The 16,579-nt window shown below is 41.2% G+C and carries 12 protein-coding genes; 9 read left to right on the plus strand and 3 right to left on the minus strand.

All coding sequences use genetic code 11. From position 1 onward, the window contains the following. Nucleotides 1–10 precede the first annotated feature (10 nt). The 7 genes from EO121_RS04450 (at nucleotide 11) to EO121_RS04480 (ending at nucleotide 10,558) form a co-directional block, all read left to right on the plus strand. Nucleotides 11–2,659 (plus strand): 3'-5' exonuclease, encoded by a 2,649-nt coding sequence (locus tag EO121_RS04450; protein ID WP_127166338.1) that lies wholly within the window; start codon nucleotides 11–13, stop codon nucleotides 2,657–2,659. A 193-nt stretch (nucleotides 2,660–2,852) separates the two neighbouring features. Next, entirely contained in the window at nucleotides 2,853–4,151 is a 1,299-nt protein-coding gene (locus EO121_RS04455; RefSeq protein WP_127166339.1) for an adenylosuccinate synthase, read from the plus strand. 85 nt (nucleotides 4,152–4,236) lie between these two features. Then, nucleotides 4,237–6,423: an ornithine decarboxylase gene (gene speC, locus EO121_RS04460; protein WP_127166341.1), complete on the plus strand. Its 2,187-nt coding sequence runs from the start codon at nucleotides 4,237–4,239 to the stop codon at nucleotides 6,421–6,423. 230 nt (nucleotides 6,424–6,653) lie between these two features. Further along, on the plus strand, nucleotides 6,654–7,604 hold the full coding sequence (locus EO121_RS04465) for a cation diffusion facilitator family transporter (RefSeq protein ID WP_009353188.1): 951 nt from the start codon (nucleotides 6,654–6,656) through the stop codon (nucleotides 7,602–7,604). A 54-nt stretch (nucleotides 7,605–7,658) separates the two neighbouring features. Continuing rightward, nucleotides 7,659–8,228, plus strand: coding sequence for a DedA family protein (locus EO121_RS04470; protein WP_370447210.1), 570 nt, complete (start codon nucleotides 7,659–7,661; stop codon nucleotides 8,226–8,228). Nucleotides 8,229–8,238: 10 nt separating this feature from the next. Next, the gene (locus EO121_RS04475; protein WP_127166345.1) at nucleotides 8,239–9,840 is read left to right on the plus strand and encodes a glycosyltransferase family 39 protein; all 1,602 of its coding nucleotides are present in this window, start codon (nucleotides 8,239–8,241) and stop codon (nucleotides 9,838–9,840) included. Nucleotides 9,841–9,850: 10 nt separating this feature from the next. Next, the gene (locus EO121_RS04480) at nucleotides 9,851–10,558 is read left to right on the plus strand and encodes a uracil-DNA glycosylase (protein WP_127166346.1); all 708 of its coding nucleotides are present in this window, start codon (nucleotides 9,851–9,853) and stop codon (nucleotides 10,556–10,558) included. A 220-nt stretch (nucleotides 10,559–10,778) separates the two neighbouring features. On the opposite strand, the gene bioF is transcribed toward EO121_RS04480, so the two are convergent. Genes bioF through EO121_RS04495 form a run of 3 tightly spaced genes read right to left on the minus strand, consistent with a single transcriptional unit; the run spans nucleotide 10,779 to nucleotide 13,188 of the window. Further along, entirely contained in the window at nucleotides 10,779–11,939 is a 1,161-nt protein-coding gene (gene bioF / locus EO121_RS04485; RefSeq protein WP_127166348.1) for an 8-amino-7-oxononanoate synthase, read from the minus strand. Next, the gene (locus EO121_RS04490; protein WP_127166350.1) at nucleotides 11,932–12,687 is read right to left on the minus strand and encodes a 6-carboxyhexanoate--CoA ligase; all 756 of its coding nucleotides are present in this window, start codon (nucleotides 12,685–12,687) and stop codon (nucleotides 11,932–11,934) included. Before EO121_RS04490 ends, bioF begins: the two co-directional genes overlap by 8 nt. 6 nt (nucleotides 12,688–12,693) lie before the next feature. Then, nucleotides 12,694–13,188 (minus strand): hypothetical protein, encoded by a 495-nt coding sequence (locus EO121_RS04495; RefSeq protein WP_127135869.1) that lies wholly within the window; start codon nucleotides 13,186–13,188, stop codon nucleotides 12,694–12,696. A gap of 427 nt (nucleotides 13,189–13,615) precedes the next feature. Here EO121_RS04495 and EO121_RS04500 point away from each other — a divergent pair, with 427 nt between their 5' ends. Continuing rightward, entirely contained in the window at nucleotides 13,616–15,529 is a 1,914-nt protein-coding gene (locus EO121_RS04500; protein WP_127166352.1) for a ribonuclease J, read from the plus strand. A 98-nt stretch (nucleotides 15,530–15,627) separates the two neighbouring features. Then, complete coding sequence (locus EO121_RS04505; RefSeq protein WP_127166354.1) at nucleotides 15,628–16,575, plus strand: YybS family protein; 948 nt, start codon at nucleotides 15,628–15,630, stop codon at nucleotides 16,573–16,575. Nucleotides 16,576–16,579: the final 4 nt, after the last annotated feature.

A 16,579-nucleotide genomic window follows, 5' to 3' on the forward strand; every position in this document is an offset into this window, starting at 1 on the left:
AGGAGCAACTATGCAATCAAATACTGTGGTACTTAATGACATTCAACAACAAGTTGTACAGGAATTAGATAGAAATATTGTATTGCTAGCTTCTGCAGGAACGGGAAAAACAAATACATTGTCCTATCGAGTGGCACATATCTTGGAAACAGGACGTGCCACTGGTGAACAAATCTTGTGTCTCACATTTACGAACAAGGCGTGTCGTGAAATGAAAGAGCGCATGATTACCATTGTAGGACAAGAGGCGCAAGCTGTGAAAGTATCTACATTTCACAGCTTTTGTTATACCATTTTGCAAGAAGAAGCAAAATTACAAGAAGATTTGTTTAAAGAATTTCTTATCTTTGATGAAGAAGATGTAGAGGAATTATTGAGTGAATGTTTGCCGAATCTTGTGAAAGCCTATAGCGAAGAGCAAGGTCTTATGGCACTCAAAATACATGCAAATACGATTCGTGAGGTTATCAGTGCGGTGAAAGAACATCGTTCTAAGTATCAATATTATTCCTCTAGTATAGAAGATGATTATGCACGGACAATTAAGCGTATGCAACAGGAACAGTCTGTTTGGTATAGCATCATGTCAGAGGATACTGCCGAATTTTTAGAAGAAAAAGGGCTGCAGGTATTGATGGAATACGAATGGAGATTACGTTCGTTGAATGGACTAGATTTTGCCGATTTGATTACGAGGGTACATCAAATCTTTCAGCGTCCTGAGGTAGCTAATCGTTGGCGCCAACGCTATTCCTATATTGCAGTAGATGAAATGCAAGACACGAGTGAGTTAGAATATGAAGTGATGAATACCATGTGGGAGGGGAACCATATTTTGCTCTGTGGGGATTACTTTCAAACCATTTATGAATGGCGTGGGTCTAATCCGATTATATTAATCGATCGGTATCGTAGAGAGTATAACCCTATAGAATTAGTGTTTGATACAAACTATCGGTCTAATCAGATGTTGTTTAAGGGAGCTTTTTCCATGCTGAAAGATATGTTCCCTCAACGGGTGCGAGAGTTGTATCGAAAAGAACCGAAAGCGATAGCCACACAGCAAGGTGAGCCCATTTCGATATATGCGGCTGCAGATGCTCAGGATGAGGCTAGGTATATATTTCAATCTATTCAACAGTTGAGAACTGGAGAAGAGATGCCTCCTGTAGGAATTTTGGTGCGCACCAATAAACAGGCTATACAATTGAGTGAGCATTTTAAACGATGTAATCGATCTTTGCCAGAAGAGAAACAATTGAAGTTTATTTTGGCAGATGAATTAAAATTTTTCCGACGTTTGGAAATCAAGGATGTGTTGGCATTTTTTAAATGCTTAGTGAACCCTTGGGACTTAATGAGTACAAAACGAATCATTCGCACCTTTGTAAAAGGGGTTGGTGATAAGCGTATGGAGGAATTAGAAAGCACAGCAGTGAGAAAAACTGGGTTGCGGATTACCGATTTTATGAGTACGAAAATCTTTACTCGAGAGCCCTATGAACAGTTAGAAAAAGGGCTCATCGCCAAAGATATCGTAGTGTTTGATGTGGAAACGACAGGCGTAAATATCATGGAAGACCGTATTGTGCAGATGGCGGCCATCCGCATTGATGAAGAGGGCAATCAAATTGATAAGTTTGAACGATTTATCAACCCTGGCGTACCGGTAGGGGATTCAGAATTAGTCCATGGTTTTAGTGATGCGCACTTACAAAAGGTCGGTGGCGATGCACGAACTGTACTGGAAGCATTCAGACAGTTTGCTGATGGGTCCATGGTTGTCGGTCATAATGTGCAGTACGATATGGGAATATTAGAGCAAGAGTGTAGCCGACATGGTGTAGCTATGCCAAGGGTACAAGCCATCTATGATACCCTAGACATATATCGTCGGTTCTATCCGAATTTGCCGAACCACAAACTAGAATTTTTAAGTGGATACTTCCCGATTGATCATCAGTCTACTCATAATGCGATGGACGATATTATAGCGACCGGTAAATTATTGGTCTATGCTATGAAGGAAAATATCCTGCCCACGAAAGCACAGCGTATGGCATTTGTAAATAAATATAGAGATATATTTGCCAATATTGCCGCCTCTATGGATACTTTACGAAGCAAGTGGACTACGAGCAAGCCTACAGAAATTCTTACTTATATTATGAAAGATATGGGGGTAGTGGAACATTATCAAAAGAAGGTAAAAGAAGATCCCACCGGAGAACGTAGATTGACTAGTATTCGTGAACTATACCGCATCATGAAAGAGTTAGAAGCGGAACATCCACACTATGTAGGACGTGATGGTGTGAAAGAGATATTAGAAATGTCGGCGCTTCACTCAGGAGAGGGCATGTTCCGACGAAAAGGAGACAGCCGTATCCCCATCATTACGGTCCATCAAGCCAAAGGCAGTGAATTTGAGTATGTCTTTATTGCTAGTGCATATGATGGGGGACTTCCTTTCTACTTTGCGGTTAAAGATGGTAAATTAGAAGAAGAAAAACGTATTTTTTATGTAGCATTAACTCGTGCTAAGAAACACTTGACCATTACCTATGCAAAGGTGAATGCAAATGGGTATTGGCAACAACCAAGTCGATTCTTATCGTCCATTCCAGAAGAATTTATAAAGCGGTTGGGCTCATTATAAAGATATGGGAATTTGTAGGGAATAACTACCCCAATGTTTTCAATCTATGCTATAATAGAGTGTAAATAGTGTACGTTAGACGCCTATTTACGAGGGTAATACTAATAATGGAAGAACTTTCAGAATGAGGGCTTTCAAACTAGAAAGCAATCGTTACGATAGAAAGTTCTATGATGTAATGGAGGCAATTCATATGGGAACCAATGTAGCAACAAGTATGGTAATTGGCACACAATGGGGCGATGAAGGTAAAGGCAAAATCGTTGATTATTTATCTGAACGCGCTGATGTGGTAGTACGTAGCCAAGGTGGTAATAATGCAGGTCATACTGTAGTCGTAGAGGGTAAATCTTTCGCGTTGCGTTTATTGCCTAGTGGTATTCTTTACGATGATAAAATGAATATCATTGGTACTGGTGTCGTTGTGGACCCTAAGGTATTGTTGGAAGAAATTGCAAACCTTGAAAAAGAAGGTAAAAGTGCAAAATCCTTATATATTTCTGACCGTGCTCACGTGATTTTACCGTATCATAATCGCTTAGATGAAGCGGAAGAATCTGTGAAAGGTGATGCTAAAATCGGTACTACAAAAAATGGTATCGGTCCATGCTATGCAGATAAAGTAAACCGTATTGGTATTCGTATCTGTGATTTAATGGATCCAGAAGTATTCGAGAAAAAATTAAAATTCAATGTAGAATTGAAAAATAAAATGTTAACAGCTGTATATGGTTTTGAACCAGTTAATTTTGAAGAAATTTTAAAAGATTACTTAGGCTATGCAGAACAATTACGTCCATTTGTAAAAGATACAAACTTTGCCGTGATTGATGCTATCAAATCTGGTAAAAAAGTATTGTTTGAAGGTGCCCAAGCAACGATGCTTGACCTTGATCACGGTACATATCCATTCGTAACAAGTTCCCATCCAGTATCAGGTGGTGCGTCTGTGGGCGCTGGTGTAGGTCCTAACTACTTAAAAAATATCTTCGGCGTAGTAAAAGCGTACTCTACTCGTGTGGGTGAAGGTCCGTTCCCATCTGAACTATTAGATGAAACTGGCGAATACCTTCGTCAAACAGGTCATGAATTTGGTACTGTTACAGGTCGTTCCCGTCGTTGCGGTTGGTTGGACTTGTCCGTAGTATCCTATGGCGCAGCATTGAACAGCTTAGATTACTTGGCGATTACTCGTCTAGATATCTTGGATGGCTTAGATGAAGTTAAAATCTGCGTAGGTTACACACGCAATGGTGAGCCTGTACAAGGATTCCCTACTAGCTTAGATGTATTAGCAGAATGTGAACCAGTATACGAAACATTCCCAGGTTGGAAAACAGATATTTCCGGTATCCGCAAGTATGAAGAATTGCCAGAAGCAGCACGTCGTTATGTAGAACGCATTGCAGAAGTAACTGGTGTACAAGTAGGTATTGTATCTGTAGGTCCTGGTCGTGATCAAACGATTGATTTAGTGAATGTATTTGCCTAATCGCAATAAACCATGTAGAGACCCGTTTCGGGTCTCTATTTTATTTGTTGCAAATTCTATGTGTATTTGAAAGTAAGGAGATTCCATGATTAAACGATTATCCCTAGCGCTCTCTCAGGATGTGGCAGAACTCCTGCAAGAGTATATAACATATCCCATGGTGGATGTAGTTACAGCAGACTTTACAGAAGTGTCGGCCATTGTGGTCAGTGATGCTTATGTGAAGGACATGGTGCATCATCCACAGGTGCAAGCTTTTTCCATTCCTCTATTTGTCATTACAAAAAATGGAGATCGCCTCATTGAAGCTGGTGATTATTTGCCTAACATGAGGATATATACGGCACATACACTAGATGAACTTAGAATGGCAGAGGATGTTGAGACCGCAGCCATACGCTATGAATATGCTGTGTTGCCACCATTCTTTAGAACCCTAGCTATGTACTCTACTAATGGCAATCTTCAATTTGATTGTCCTGGACATCAAGGGGGTGACTTCTTTAAGCAACATCCAGCAGGTCGTGCGTTCTATAATTTTTATGGGCAGAACGTATTTACCAGTGATTTATGTAATGCAGATGTGAAGTTAGGAGATTTGCTCATTCATGAAGGCCCTGCTTGTGATGCACAACAGCATGCAGCGGATGTATTCAATGCGGACAAAACATATTTTGTATTGAATGGTACTTCTTCCGCTAATAAAATGGTTCTCAATGCCTTGTTAGCACCAGGAGATGTGGTGCTCTATGATAGAAATAACCATAAGTCTATTTCTCATGGTGCCTTGGTACAAGCGGGTGCAACACCAGTGTACTTGGAAACGGCACGAAATCCATTTGGATCCATCGGGGGGATTCTAGACCATTGCTTTGAAGAAAGCTATATCCGTCAGTTAGTGGCGCAAAGAGACCCAGAGAAAGCAAAGGAAGAACGGCCTATTCGGTTGGCTGTGATTCAGCTCGGCACCTATGATGGAACGATATATAATGCACGACAGGTGGTCAATCGGATTGGACATCTTTGTGATTATATTTTGTTTGACTCTGCGTGGGTAGGGTACGAACAATTTATTCCTATGATGAAAGATTGCAGTCCTTTATTATTAGAATTAGGACCTAATGATCCGGGTATTCTCGTGACGCAATCAGTACATAAGCAACAAGCTGGCTTTTCGCAAGCCTCTCAGGTGCATAAAAAAGACAGACACATTAAAGGACAAGCGCGGTATATAAATCATAAACGGATGAACAATGCCTTTATGATGCATGCCTCTACATCTCCCTTTTATCCCTTGTTTGCATCCTTAGATGTGAATGCTAAAATGCATGAAGGATTAGGCGGTCAATTTCTGTGGAAAGGGTGTGTGAAAGTGGCCATTGAGGCTCGTAAATCAGTGCTAACACGATGTCAGTACATACGACCACTAGTGCCACCTATGGTGCATGGTCAACGTTGGGAAGATGGTGATACGGAACGCATGACAGAGGACCTATCCTACTTCCGGTTTGAACCGAATGGAAAATGGCACTCCTTCCAAGGGTATGGGGAGAATCAATATTTCATTGACCCTTGTAAGTTTCAATTGATTACACCTGGTATTGATGTAGAAACAGGAGACTATGAATCTTTTGGTATACCGGCTACGATTTTGGCGCATTACTTGCGAGATCGCCATATCATCCCAGAGAAATGCGATTTAAATACCATATTATTTTTAATGACACCAGCGGAAACAAAGGAAAAGATGGAGCAACTAGTATCCCACTTAGTAGAGTTTGAAGCTCTCATCGATAGAGATGCGCCATTGGAAGAGGTATTACCTTATGTGAGTCATCGACATTGGAAGGCCTACGACGGATATACAATTCGTCAACTTTGCCAAGAAATGCATGATTTCTATAAGAATCGCAATGTGAGTGATTTACAACGGAAATTATTTTTACAAGACTATTTCCCTGACTATGTAAAATCACCGCAAGAAGCGAACTTTGATTTCGTTCGAGGCCATGGAGAGTTAGTACCTGTGTCTGAGGCAGTGGGGCGTATAGCGTTAGAAGGAGCCTTACCATATCCACCAGGAGTGCTCTGTGTTCAGCCAGGTGAGCGCTGGTCAGAGACGGCACGAGATTATTTCTTAGCCTTAGAAGAAGGGCTTAATCGATTGCCTGGCTTTGCCCCGGAAATTCAAGGGGTGTACTTGCAAGAGCAAGAGGATGGCACTAAAAAAGCCTTTGCTTACGTTTTACAAGAGTCCTATGAATCGCGATAGTATAGAGGATTCTATATATAAATTTGTACTCACAATGCATAGAAATGGTGTATCGTACTTGTATGATACACCGTTTTTATATATACTTGTATATGAATGCATAAAACTATTTCATAGCGTGTAGACCGTACAGAATGCCTATAGGCTATAAAGTAGTTACAGATACAAATATTCTTACATAGGTATAGGAAACTTGAGCGAAAAGCTCACTAGATTAAATAGGAGTGTATATGTTAATACAAGATAAACATGCAGTAGAGCAACGGTTGTTAATTCAATCAGCCATACTCATGTCATTTGTGGCTATAGGGGGCACTATGATGGGGGTCTTTAGCGGATCTAGTGCCATCTTGTTAGATGGGGTCGTGTCCTTTATTGCCGTGATTATTAAGGTGATGATGATCATTACATCCCGATTAGTATCTAATGAAACGAGCAAGCGTTTTCAGTTCGGTTATTGGCAGTTTGAACCGTTGGTATTGATTGCAGAAGGTAGTTTTACCTTGCTGATTGTAAGCTATGCCTTTTTATCGGGACTGACGGATTTATTGGGTGGCGGTCGTGCTGTTCATGTGGGACCTGCTATCATCTATGCTACAATTTTTACCATTGCTGATACGTGCTATTATTTCTATGTGCACCAAATCAATAAAAAATTGCAATCTAATTTGGTAAAATTCGATAATATTAGCTGGTCCATCGATGCTATGTTAGAAGCTGGGATTTTAGTTAGCTTTTTAGTGGCTTTTGGGCTAGAACATTTTGGCTATGCAGAATGGGCGGTCTACGTGGATCCTATTGTGCTCATTATTTTATCGTTACAAATGATGCCGTCTGCTTTAAAAATTATCATTCCATCGGTGAAACAAATTATGGGTGTAGCGCCTTTGAAATTACATAATCGAATCCAATTTATTATGGATTCTTTCATGGAAAAGTATAAATTTAAAGATTATGTCACTAGTGTACAAGCCTACGGGAATGTAAAAATGATTGAAATTGATATTTTAATTCCTAAGAATTTCCCAAAACAAACCATTGTAGAATTAGATGAAATTCGCAATGAAATTGACCTTGCCATTGGTGGTGACCCGGCAGAGAAATGGGTGACGATCACATTTACAGCTACGAAAAAGTGGATGGCAAAAGATTATTTATTAGATGAAGAAGATGAAGATTAAGATTAATAACTATCTTCCGATGAGGAGACAACAGTGGATTATGTATTGACCATCATGGAGACCTATGGGTATGCAGCCATGTTTATTTGCATGGTGCTAGAAAATGCGAACATTCCTATTCCTAGTGAAATTATTTTAGGGTTCGCAGGGTATTTAGTATTTCAAGGCGTATTTGATTTGAATACGGCTATTATTGTAGGTGTTGTAGCGGGTATTGTAGGTTCTGTAGTATCCTATTGGCTAGGGGAATATGGTGGTAGACCTGTATTGATGAAATATGGGAAATATATCTTATTTAATGAAGATAAATTTGGTGCTGCAGAAAAATTGTTCAATCGCTATGGTGGTGCCGCTGTGTTTATTGGCCGTTTATTACCAGGGGTGCGTACATTTATTTCCTTTCCTGCAGGTGTGGCTAAATATCCGATGACCCCCTTTGTGATTTGGACTACTTTGGGCACAATCCCTTGGACTATCTTGTTAGTTTGGCTAGGTATGAAATTAGGAGAACATTGGAAAGATTTAATTGAGTATAATCATGAACTATTAATTGCTATGATTGTAGTCTTTGTAATAGTAGCTGTAGTATATGGTTTGAAATATTGGAAACGTCGTAAACAATAGGGAGATGCTTATGAAATTACATCGTGTAACCTATGTAGTATTTCTCTTTTTCTTAGGAGTTTATGTACTAGGGAACCATCTATTACCAGTGTCGGATCCAGTAGAGTCGAATTACGCTTTAACCGCAAAAGAGATGGTCCTTTCCGGAGATTGGTTGTCCCCACAAATTTATGGGCACTATTGGTTTGATAAACCAATTATGATTTATTGGCTATTAAGTTTGTCCTATTCTGTATTCGGCATGACAGACTTTGCAGCGCGTTTTCCGTCAGGTCTTTTTGGTGCTTTGTCAGTGGCTATGGTTTACCAAGGAGTGCGCACCCTAACAGGGCAACGAGTGGGATCTTTGCTATCTGCATTTATACTAGGTACCTCTCTTATTGTGTGGACCATTGCCCATGGTATCATCACAGATATGGTGTTGTTATTTGCCACGGTAGGTACCTTTTATTATGCTTATCGTGGACTACTAGTTAAGAATCCATGGTATATGGCAGTAGCCTATGGCTTTGCGGGTATTGCAGTGTTGACAAAAGGCCCTGTAGGGCTGGTATTACCGGGATTGTTGTTCCTGATGTATGCAGGGGTTAAACGATCTTGGTCTATGGTGAAAGCATTATTTCCATGGCAAGGTATCCTCGTGTTTTTAGCAGTTGTCTTGCCTTGGTATGGATATATGTATCATACTCACGGTATGGAATTTATCAATGGGTTTTTAGGACTTCATAATATAACGAGAGCGACTCAATCTGAACATCCCGAGGTAAATCATTGGTGGTATTATCTACCTATTTTCCTAGGAGGCTCTCTCCCTTGGACGGGGGCTATTCTATATGGTATGTATCGGGGTTGGAAAACAAGAACTGATGCCTATCTATATACCATGATTATGGGATGGGGAACGATTGTATTTTATACGGCTATGGCTACAAAATATCCGACTTATGCCTTTATTTCGGTGATTCCTTTCAGCTTGTTAGGAGCTTTTGGGATTATTTCTTTGAAAGATGCCAGTCACCGTGCTTGGTGGTGGGTATTGGGACCGACTTTAGTATTATGGTGGGCTCTTGGGATTGGAACATTCTTTGCACCGTGGGGATTTTGGTGGATTCTTCGAGCTGTTGTCGTAGGTCTTACCCTATTCCTAGGTGGGTGTTATTGGTATCGGAAACGATTGATGATGCCTTTCACAGTGGGGATGGGTACCTTGATAGTACTAGGTATTGTGCTTATGGAAGGGTTGGTACCATTCTTGGGCTTGCGTTCTTCTGTGGCCTATCATGAACAGATACGCAGCTTTCATGGACCTGTGTATTATTATGGGGAATATGCAGCATCTGTGCCGTATTATTTAGATATTACCCCAGTGCGTGTGGAGCCTAGTCCAGAACGATTGGCGAAGTATAATATACAACGTAGTGCGAAGTGGAATGGCAAACATGTGATGCCTCAAATTGAGGAACAAGAGTTATTTAAACGCTTGCAATCTGGGGAGCGGATGCTCATAATTACCAATAAAAATTATGGTAAAGAATTAGAGGAATCTTCAGTAGGTCAATATTTAGAACGTGATAAAAGTAGTGATAAAGTAGTGCTATTGCATTCCAAATAGAGAGGTACCTATGTCAGTAGAACGATTGATACGACAATTAAAAGGATTTTCTAGTCCTCATGTGTATAATCCGTGGAATGACTTTGATGGACGCTATGATGCGAATCAACGAGTGAGTTCTATTCGTAGAAAGCAGTTGCAGGCTTATTTGGAGCAGCGATTAGAACGTGCTAAAATTCTTATCATTGCAGAAGCGGTGGGCTATCAAGGAGGACGGTTTACAGGGATTGCTATGACTTGTGAAAGAATGCTTTTAGGGCATCACCCTACAGTAGGACCCTCTATGGTGTTTACTGGATTGGAGCCGAAACGAACTAGTAATCCAAAGAGCGAGTATATTATAAAACCGACACAAAAAGAAAAGGGCTTCAATGAGCCCACTGATTCTGTGGTTTGGAATGCTATGCTAGAAGCTAATATCGATCCTTATGAAGTGGTGTTGTGGAATATCTTTCCTTTTCATCCCTATAAGGGCACAGATGGTTTGACAAATCGGACACCTACAAAGCAAGAATTAGACTTAGGGTGGACCTATACGAAACAGCTCTTAGATTTGTTCCCTAAGGCACAGATCCTTGGAGTGGGTCAAAAAGCAAGTCTTACACTCAGTGAGTATGGTATAGATGTACAAGCAACCTTGCGCCATCCAGCGAATGGAGGAGCGGGGTTGTATAAACAGCAATTCCAAGCTTTTATCGAGGAAGAGCTGAAAGCTTAATAGATAATGCAAAAAAGTGAAAAGCCGCAGCGCTTCTAAAAAGGAGAAAAGCCGCAGCGCTTCTGAAAACTGCCCTACGCGAAAGTTTTCAGTAAGCACTACGGCTTTTCTTGTGGTGGATTAAAAAATAGAGGAAGGTTGATATTGCTCAACTTTCCTCTATTTTATTTGGAACTTATTTTTTTGTAGCTCCCTTTATGGAAATTCAGGAGGAGCTTTGTTATAAGGTCTTTTGTGTTGGTAGTCTTTGTAATACTTGGATGACCTTGTCTAATTCTTCTTCTGAGTGTGCAGCAGTGACGGTTAAGCGCAATCGTCCTGTATTGATAGGTACGGTAGGTGGACGAATGGCACTGAGGATTATGCCTTCTTGTTCACATAGGCGACTGGCTTCTAATGTATCTTCGTTAGAGCCGATGATGATAGGGAATATCGGTGTGTCATCGCTGCTAGGGATTCCTAGTGATTGCAAGGCTTTGTGCATATATTCTGTATTGCTTCGCAGTTTTTGATATACACTAGGTTCCTCTGCTAATACTTCTAGGGCGCCGATGCTAGCCCCAATGTCAGCAGGGGACAAAGCGGTAGCAAAAATGAAGGGACGACTGTGGTTGATGATATAGTCGATGATGGTCTGACTACCGCAGACGTATCCTCCGATGGACCCTAAGGCTTTACTCATAGTGCCAGTGGTGATGATACGTGGGTTTCCACAGTGAAAGTGATGCGCTGTGCCACGGCCTTCACCAATGACGCCAGTAGCATGAGCATCGTCTACAATCAGTAGGGCATCGTAGCGTTCTGCAAGTTCCAATAGTTCAGGCAAGGGAGCTATATCCCCATCCATACTGAACACTCCATCAGTGATGATGAAACGCATACCATGGTGCATAGACTCAGCTAGTAATGGCTCAAGGGCGTGTACATCTTTGTGGGGGTAGACTTGTACTTTGGCGCCACTAAGACGACATCCGTCGATGAGGCTAGCGTGATTCAATTCATCACTAAAAATAATATCTCCTTTATGAACTAGGGCAGAGATTGTCCCTAGATTTGCCATAAACCCAGCTGTGAAAGTGAGTGCTTTTTCACATTCTTTCCACTGTGCAAGACGGGTTTCTAGTTCTTGAAATAAAGGAAAAGAGCCAGACGTAAGACGAGCGCCACCAGAGCCAGTACCATATTGTTGGATGGCCTGTAAGGCTCGATCTTTCACGTGGGGATGATGGGTTAAGCCTAGGTAATTATTTGATGCCATCATTAGATAGGTGGAACCTTCATACATAACATGAGTAGCATCGATAGGAGTATAGGTGCGAGGAGAACGAAATTGTGATTCCTCTTGGCGCTTGACTAAGGCTTCGGAGTATCGATTAAACATGGTGAATCCCTTTCGTTGTGACCCACGTAGGAGTGGATGTAAAATACTGTATTACTTCTTCTATCGGTGCATCGTCAGTGATAAAGAAGGCACGACCACCGATAGGACTACCATAGACTTTCATAGGGCTTAACCGATGGTAGGTAGTGCCATAGGACACATAGCCTGTCGTATACTCTGGATCATCGGACCAACACAGTTCACCTAGTACGTAAGGGGATGCGAGGACCTTGCTTGCTAGGATGAGAGCCTCCCTAGAATGGATGGAAGAACAACCATAATATTGCAAATGGTGGTGTATGTCTGTATCTGATTCGGCATCCATACGGGACACACGTACTGTTTGGGGATACACCTCACCAGTAATAGCATTGATGAGCCAAGCCCCGCTCACAGTTTCTGTATTTTTGCTGAGTTTGGTAAAAGCGTTTTGAATCGCCTGTTCGTGAATCTGCGCTTGTTGTAATAGTTGGGTAGCTACCTGATGAGATTCCTCGATTGTTTCTGATTCTGTAGTAGCCACCATGAGAGCAGGGACTTTCATGATGGATTCGTCAGGAATCTCATCAATTTGTAAATTGATAAAATCTGGACGACCTTTGCTGTGTTGTAATGCTCGCTGTAAAAATTCTTCTGAAATGCGTGATAAGGATTCTAAAGAGACGAGACGTTCCGCTCCAGAAATGTGAGAACCTCCTTGTTCATGAGGGCCGCCCTTAGCAGCGCGCATACGAATACTGTAAACCATAAGTGACTAACCTTGATGTACTTTCAATGTAGTAGCCAAGCGTGGTAGACGTCGCAAGATACTATAGAAGATAGGGCTTACAATGACTGTGAAAATCATGCCAGGTACTGCCATCATAAGCATAGGAATGACCATTTTGCCAAAGGATAAACCAATAGTGATACGGGCGATAGCAGACGCAATAGGACCAGAGATAAGAATAGACCACATGCGATTTTTGCCAATCCATAAGATGAGTCCTACGATGAGGCGGAATTGCATGGCAATGGCAACGTTTAATAAGTTTTGTGTGCCTAATACAAGACCAATCAAACTAGAAAGACAGCCGCAGATGATGTACTTGCGGAATCCGAAGGCAGCGCAAATTGCTACCGCTAAAGGAGCAGATAGTTGGAACTCTACACCGGGAATTAAGTTGGGAATTTTGATGCCTCCTAGAATTGTCATCATCGCCGTTAAGATAGCGATCTCTGCAATTGTGTGAATACTTACATTTTTCATTTTGTGACCTCCTATTGTAAACTTTCAAAAACCTTAATTTGTTTACATTATAAAACGCAATTGCATATAGTGCAATATTCAATTGCAAATTTTATGGATTAGGGAGAGGCGCCTTAGTTGCTTAGGGTGGATTTTCTATAGTATAATAAAGGTAATTATTTTGATCGGCTTATGAACCTTATGGGTTCCCAAATGTTTCACAGTAGAAGTATGTATAGAGGGTATATGCTTTGCTGTGTAGAAGAATGTGACATAGATAGTGAGAAAGGTTTCTCACAGTGTTTTGCTGTATGAATACGAACAGAAATAGATACTTATTTGTGCTTACATGCCGATACATGCTTAACCATCTGAGGGTGGGATTATATAGTCTTGGACTATGGTAGTATGTATAGACAGTACGACTATAGTCCTGTAGGAGGAAATTTTGAATATACAAGAAGAAAGAACAAATATAGCTGCACCGGTAGGTGAAGCTACGCAACAACGACCACGTTCTACAACACGTACACGCCGCACGACGGGTCAAAATCGTCGTACCACTGTGAAAGCTGAGGGGGAACGTACCAGTCGTCCGCGAGGCGATAATGGCGAGCGCCGTCAATCTAATCGTGGTCCGCGTAAACCACAACGTGCCAATACAACTGTGGAAAAACATGAACAAATAAATCGTTCCCATGCGCGAAAAGATAAATTGCAAATCATTCCATTAGGTGGCCTAGGTGAGATCGGTAAAAACATGACCATTTTCCAATATGGCGATGATATTGTCGTGTTAGATGCGGGATTAGCATTCCCAGAAAATGACATGTTAGGGGTAGATATTGTAATCCCTGATATGAGTTATTTAATCGAGCATAAAGATAAAGTACGTGCTGTGGTGATTACTCATGGTCATGAAGACCACATTGGATCCTTGGCGTATTTATTAAAAGAAGTGAACGTACCTGTGTATGCTACGAACTTAGTATGTGGCTTGATTGAAGGTAAATTAAAAGAACATCATGTAAAAGCTAAAAAATTACAAGTTGTAAAAGCTGGTGATGAATTTAAAATTGGTTGCTTCAAAGTGGGCTTTATCCAAACAAACCACTCCATTCCAGATGCGTGTGCTATTTTCTTAGAAACTCCAGTAGGTACTGTGGTACATACGGGGGACTTCAAAGTGGATCAAACCCCAGTAGATGGCAAATTGATGGACGTTCACAAATTTGCAGAGCTTGGTAACAAAGGCGTATTGGCGCTTATGTCCGACTCCACAAATGTAGAAAAACCAGGGTTTACTCCATCTGAAAGTTCTGTAGGACCAGCGATTATGCGTGCTGTCGCAGAAGCTACGGGTCGTGTTATTTTAGCTACTTTTGCATCTAATGTGTCCCGATTGCAACAAGCTATTGATGCAGCGGTAGCCACAAAACGTAAAGTAGTGGTATTAGGTCGTTCCATGGTAAATGTGACAGAAATCGCTCAAGAACGTGGTTACTTAACAGTGCCAGAAGGAACAATCATCGGTGATGATGAAATGAATCGCTATCGCGCTGATGAAATTATGATCTTAACAACGGGGTCTCAAGGGGAACCAATGGCAGGGCTATCTCGTATGTCTACGAACAATCACCGTACTGTAGAGATTACACCAAATGATACGGTTATCATCTCTGCTACACCAATTCCAGGTAACGAAGCGGCTGTAGGACGTACCATCGATAACTTATTGCGCCAAGGTGCTCATGTAGTATACGGCAAGGATCGTGGTATCCATGTATCTGGTCATGGTAGCCAAGAAGATTTAAAAACTATGTTGAACCTAGTACGACCTAAATTCTTTATCCCAGTTCATGGTGAATACCGCATGTTGAAAAAACATGGTGAGCTGGCTGTGTCCATGGGGATTGTAAAACCTAGCAATGTCTTGGTAGGCGATAATGGACAAATTTTTGAGTTTACTACTCGTACAGGTCGTTTAGCAGGTCGTGTACCAGCTGGTAAAGTCTTTGTAGATGGTTTAGGTGTAGGCGATGTAGGTAACATCGTTATCCGTGATCGTCAACAATTAGCGCAAGAAGGTATGGTCGTGGTTGTTATGGCAATGGACCGTGCTTCTGGAACGATTGTAGCGGGTCCCGATATGCTGTCTCGTGGCTTTGTGTATGTGCGTGATGCAGAAGAATTATTAAGCGAAGCACAACGTCGTGTAGATGCAGCAGTAGAGAAATGTGAAATGGACCACATCAAAGATTGGACAACCATCAAAACTGTGGTGCGTGACACATTAGGAAAATTCTTCTATGAAAAAACACGTCGTCGCCCAATGATTCTACCAATCATTCAAGACGTATAAGGAATGTGATATAATAGGCATATGACGAAAGTCATATGTCTATTTATTGTATTGGACTATGTTACACCTTTGGGAAAGACATAGTGTGGAGTTAGTATATGAATCAAACGAGTACAAAGTCTGTCGTAGAATCTGGTATCTTAACAGCATTGATGATTGTCTTTGCTATGATAGGTCTCAGTGTACCTATGCTTGGATTTTTTGGATCTATTTTTGTGCCTATGACGATTGCTATCGTAGGTGTACGCCATGGCTTTCGTTGGAGCCTATTATCTGTTGTATCAGCAATTATCGCCATTGCCTTTTTATTAGGACCTTTGACAGCACTAGTAGAAGGGGGAGTTTTTGGTGTGATTGGTATTTTAATCGGTTATGGATTGCGCAAGCACTGGTCGATTTCTAAATTGTTGATGATTCCGGCTGTGGTATTAATGCTAGCAGTAGTTGTTCAGTTTTGGGCATCTGCTCTAGTGATGCAAGTAAGTCCTACAGAGATGTGGTCATCTTTGGAAGAACAAATTACAGTATCCATGCAAGATATGTATGTGCAGCAGGGGCTTTCAGAGGAACAAGTGACAACGGCGATGACCGCCTTACAAGATCAAATTGAAATCATGAAGAAAGTGCTGATTGCAGGTTTATTTTGTTCTGGTGTGGCTATTTCTTATATTATCAATCGTCTCACCTATATTGTGCTCAGTCGTATTGGTACCTATCAGATTCCTGAAATGCCTACCATTAAAGGTTGGCGCGTGCCAGATTGGGCATTGCATATTTTTTTAGTGGGGGTCATTTCTTATTTTGTGAAACAATATATTCCACTCCTTGAATATGCAGGCTATAATTTGATGTACTTAGGTGGTATAATGCTATTTATACGGGGCATATCTTGTGCTTGGCGTATTAGTAAAAGTTATCATCCACCGAAGTTTGTACCGTGGATTGTACTAGGTGTATTTATTATGATGTCACAGTCTGCCGCTATATTAGGGGCCTTGGATGTATTCTTGCACCTAGAGGAACGATGGGGCAGACGAAGTGAGTAAACCT

This window comes from Veillonella sp. CHU732, assembly GCF_003992085.1.
GTDB lineage: Bacteria > Bacillota > Negativicutes > Veillonellales > Veillonellaceae > F0422.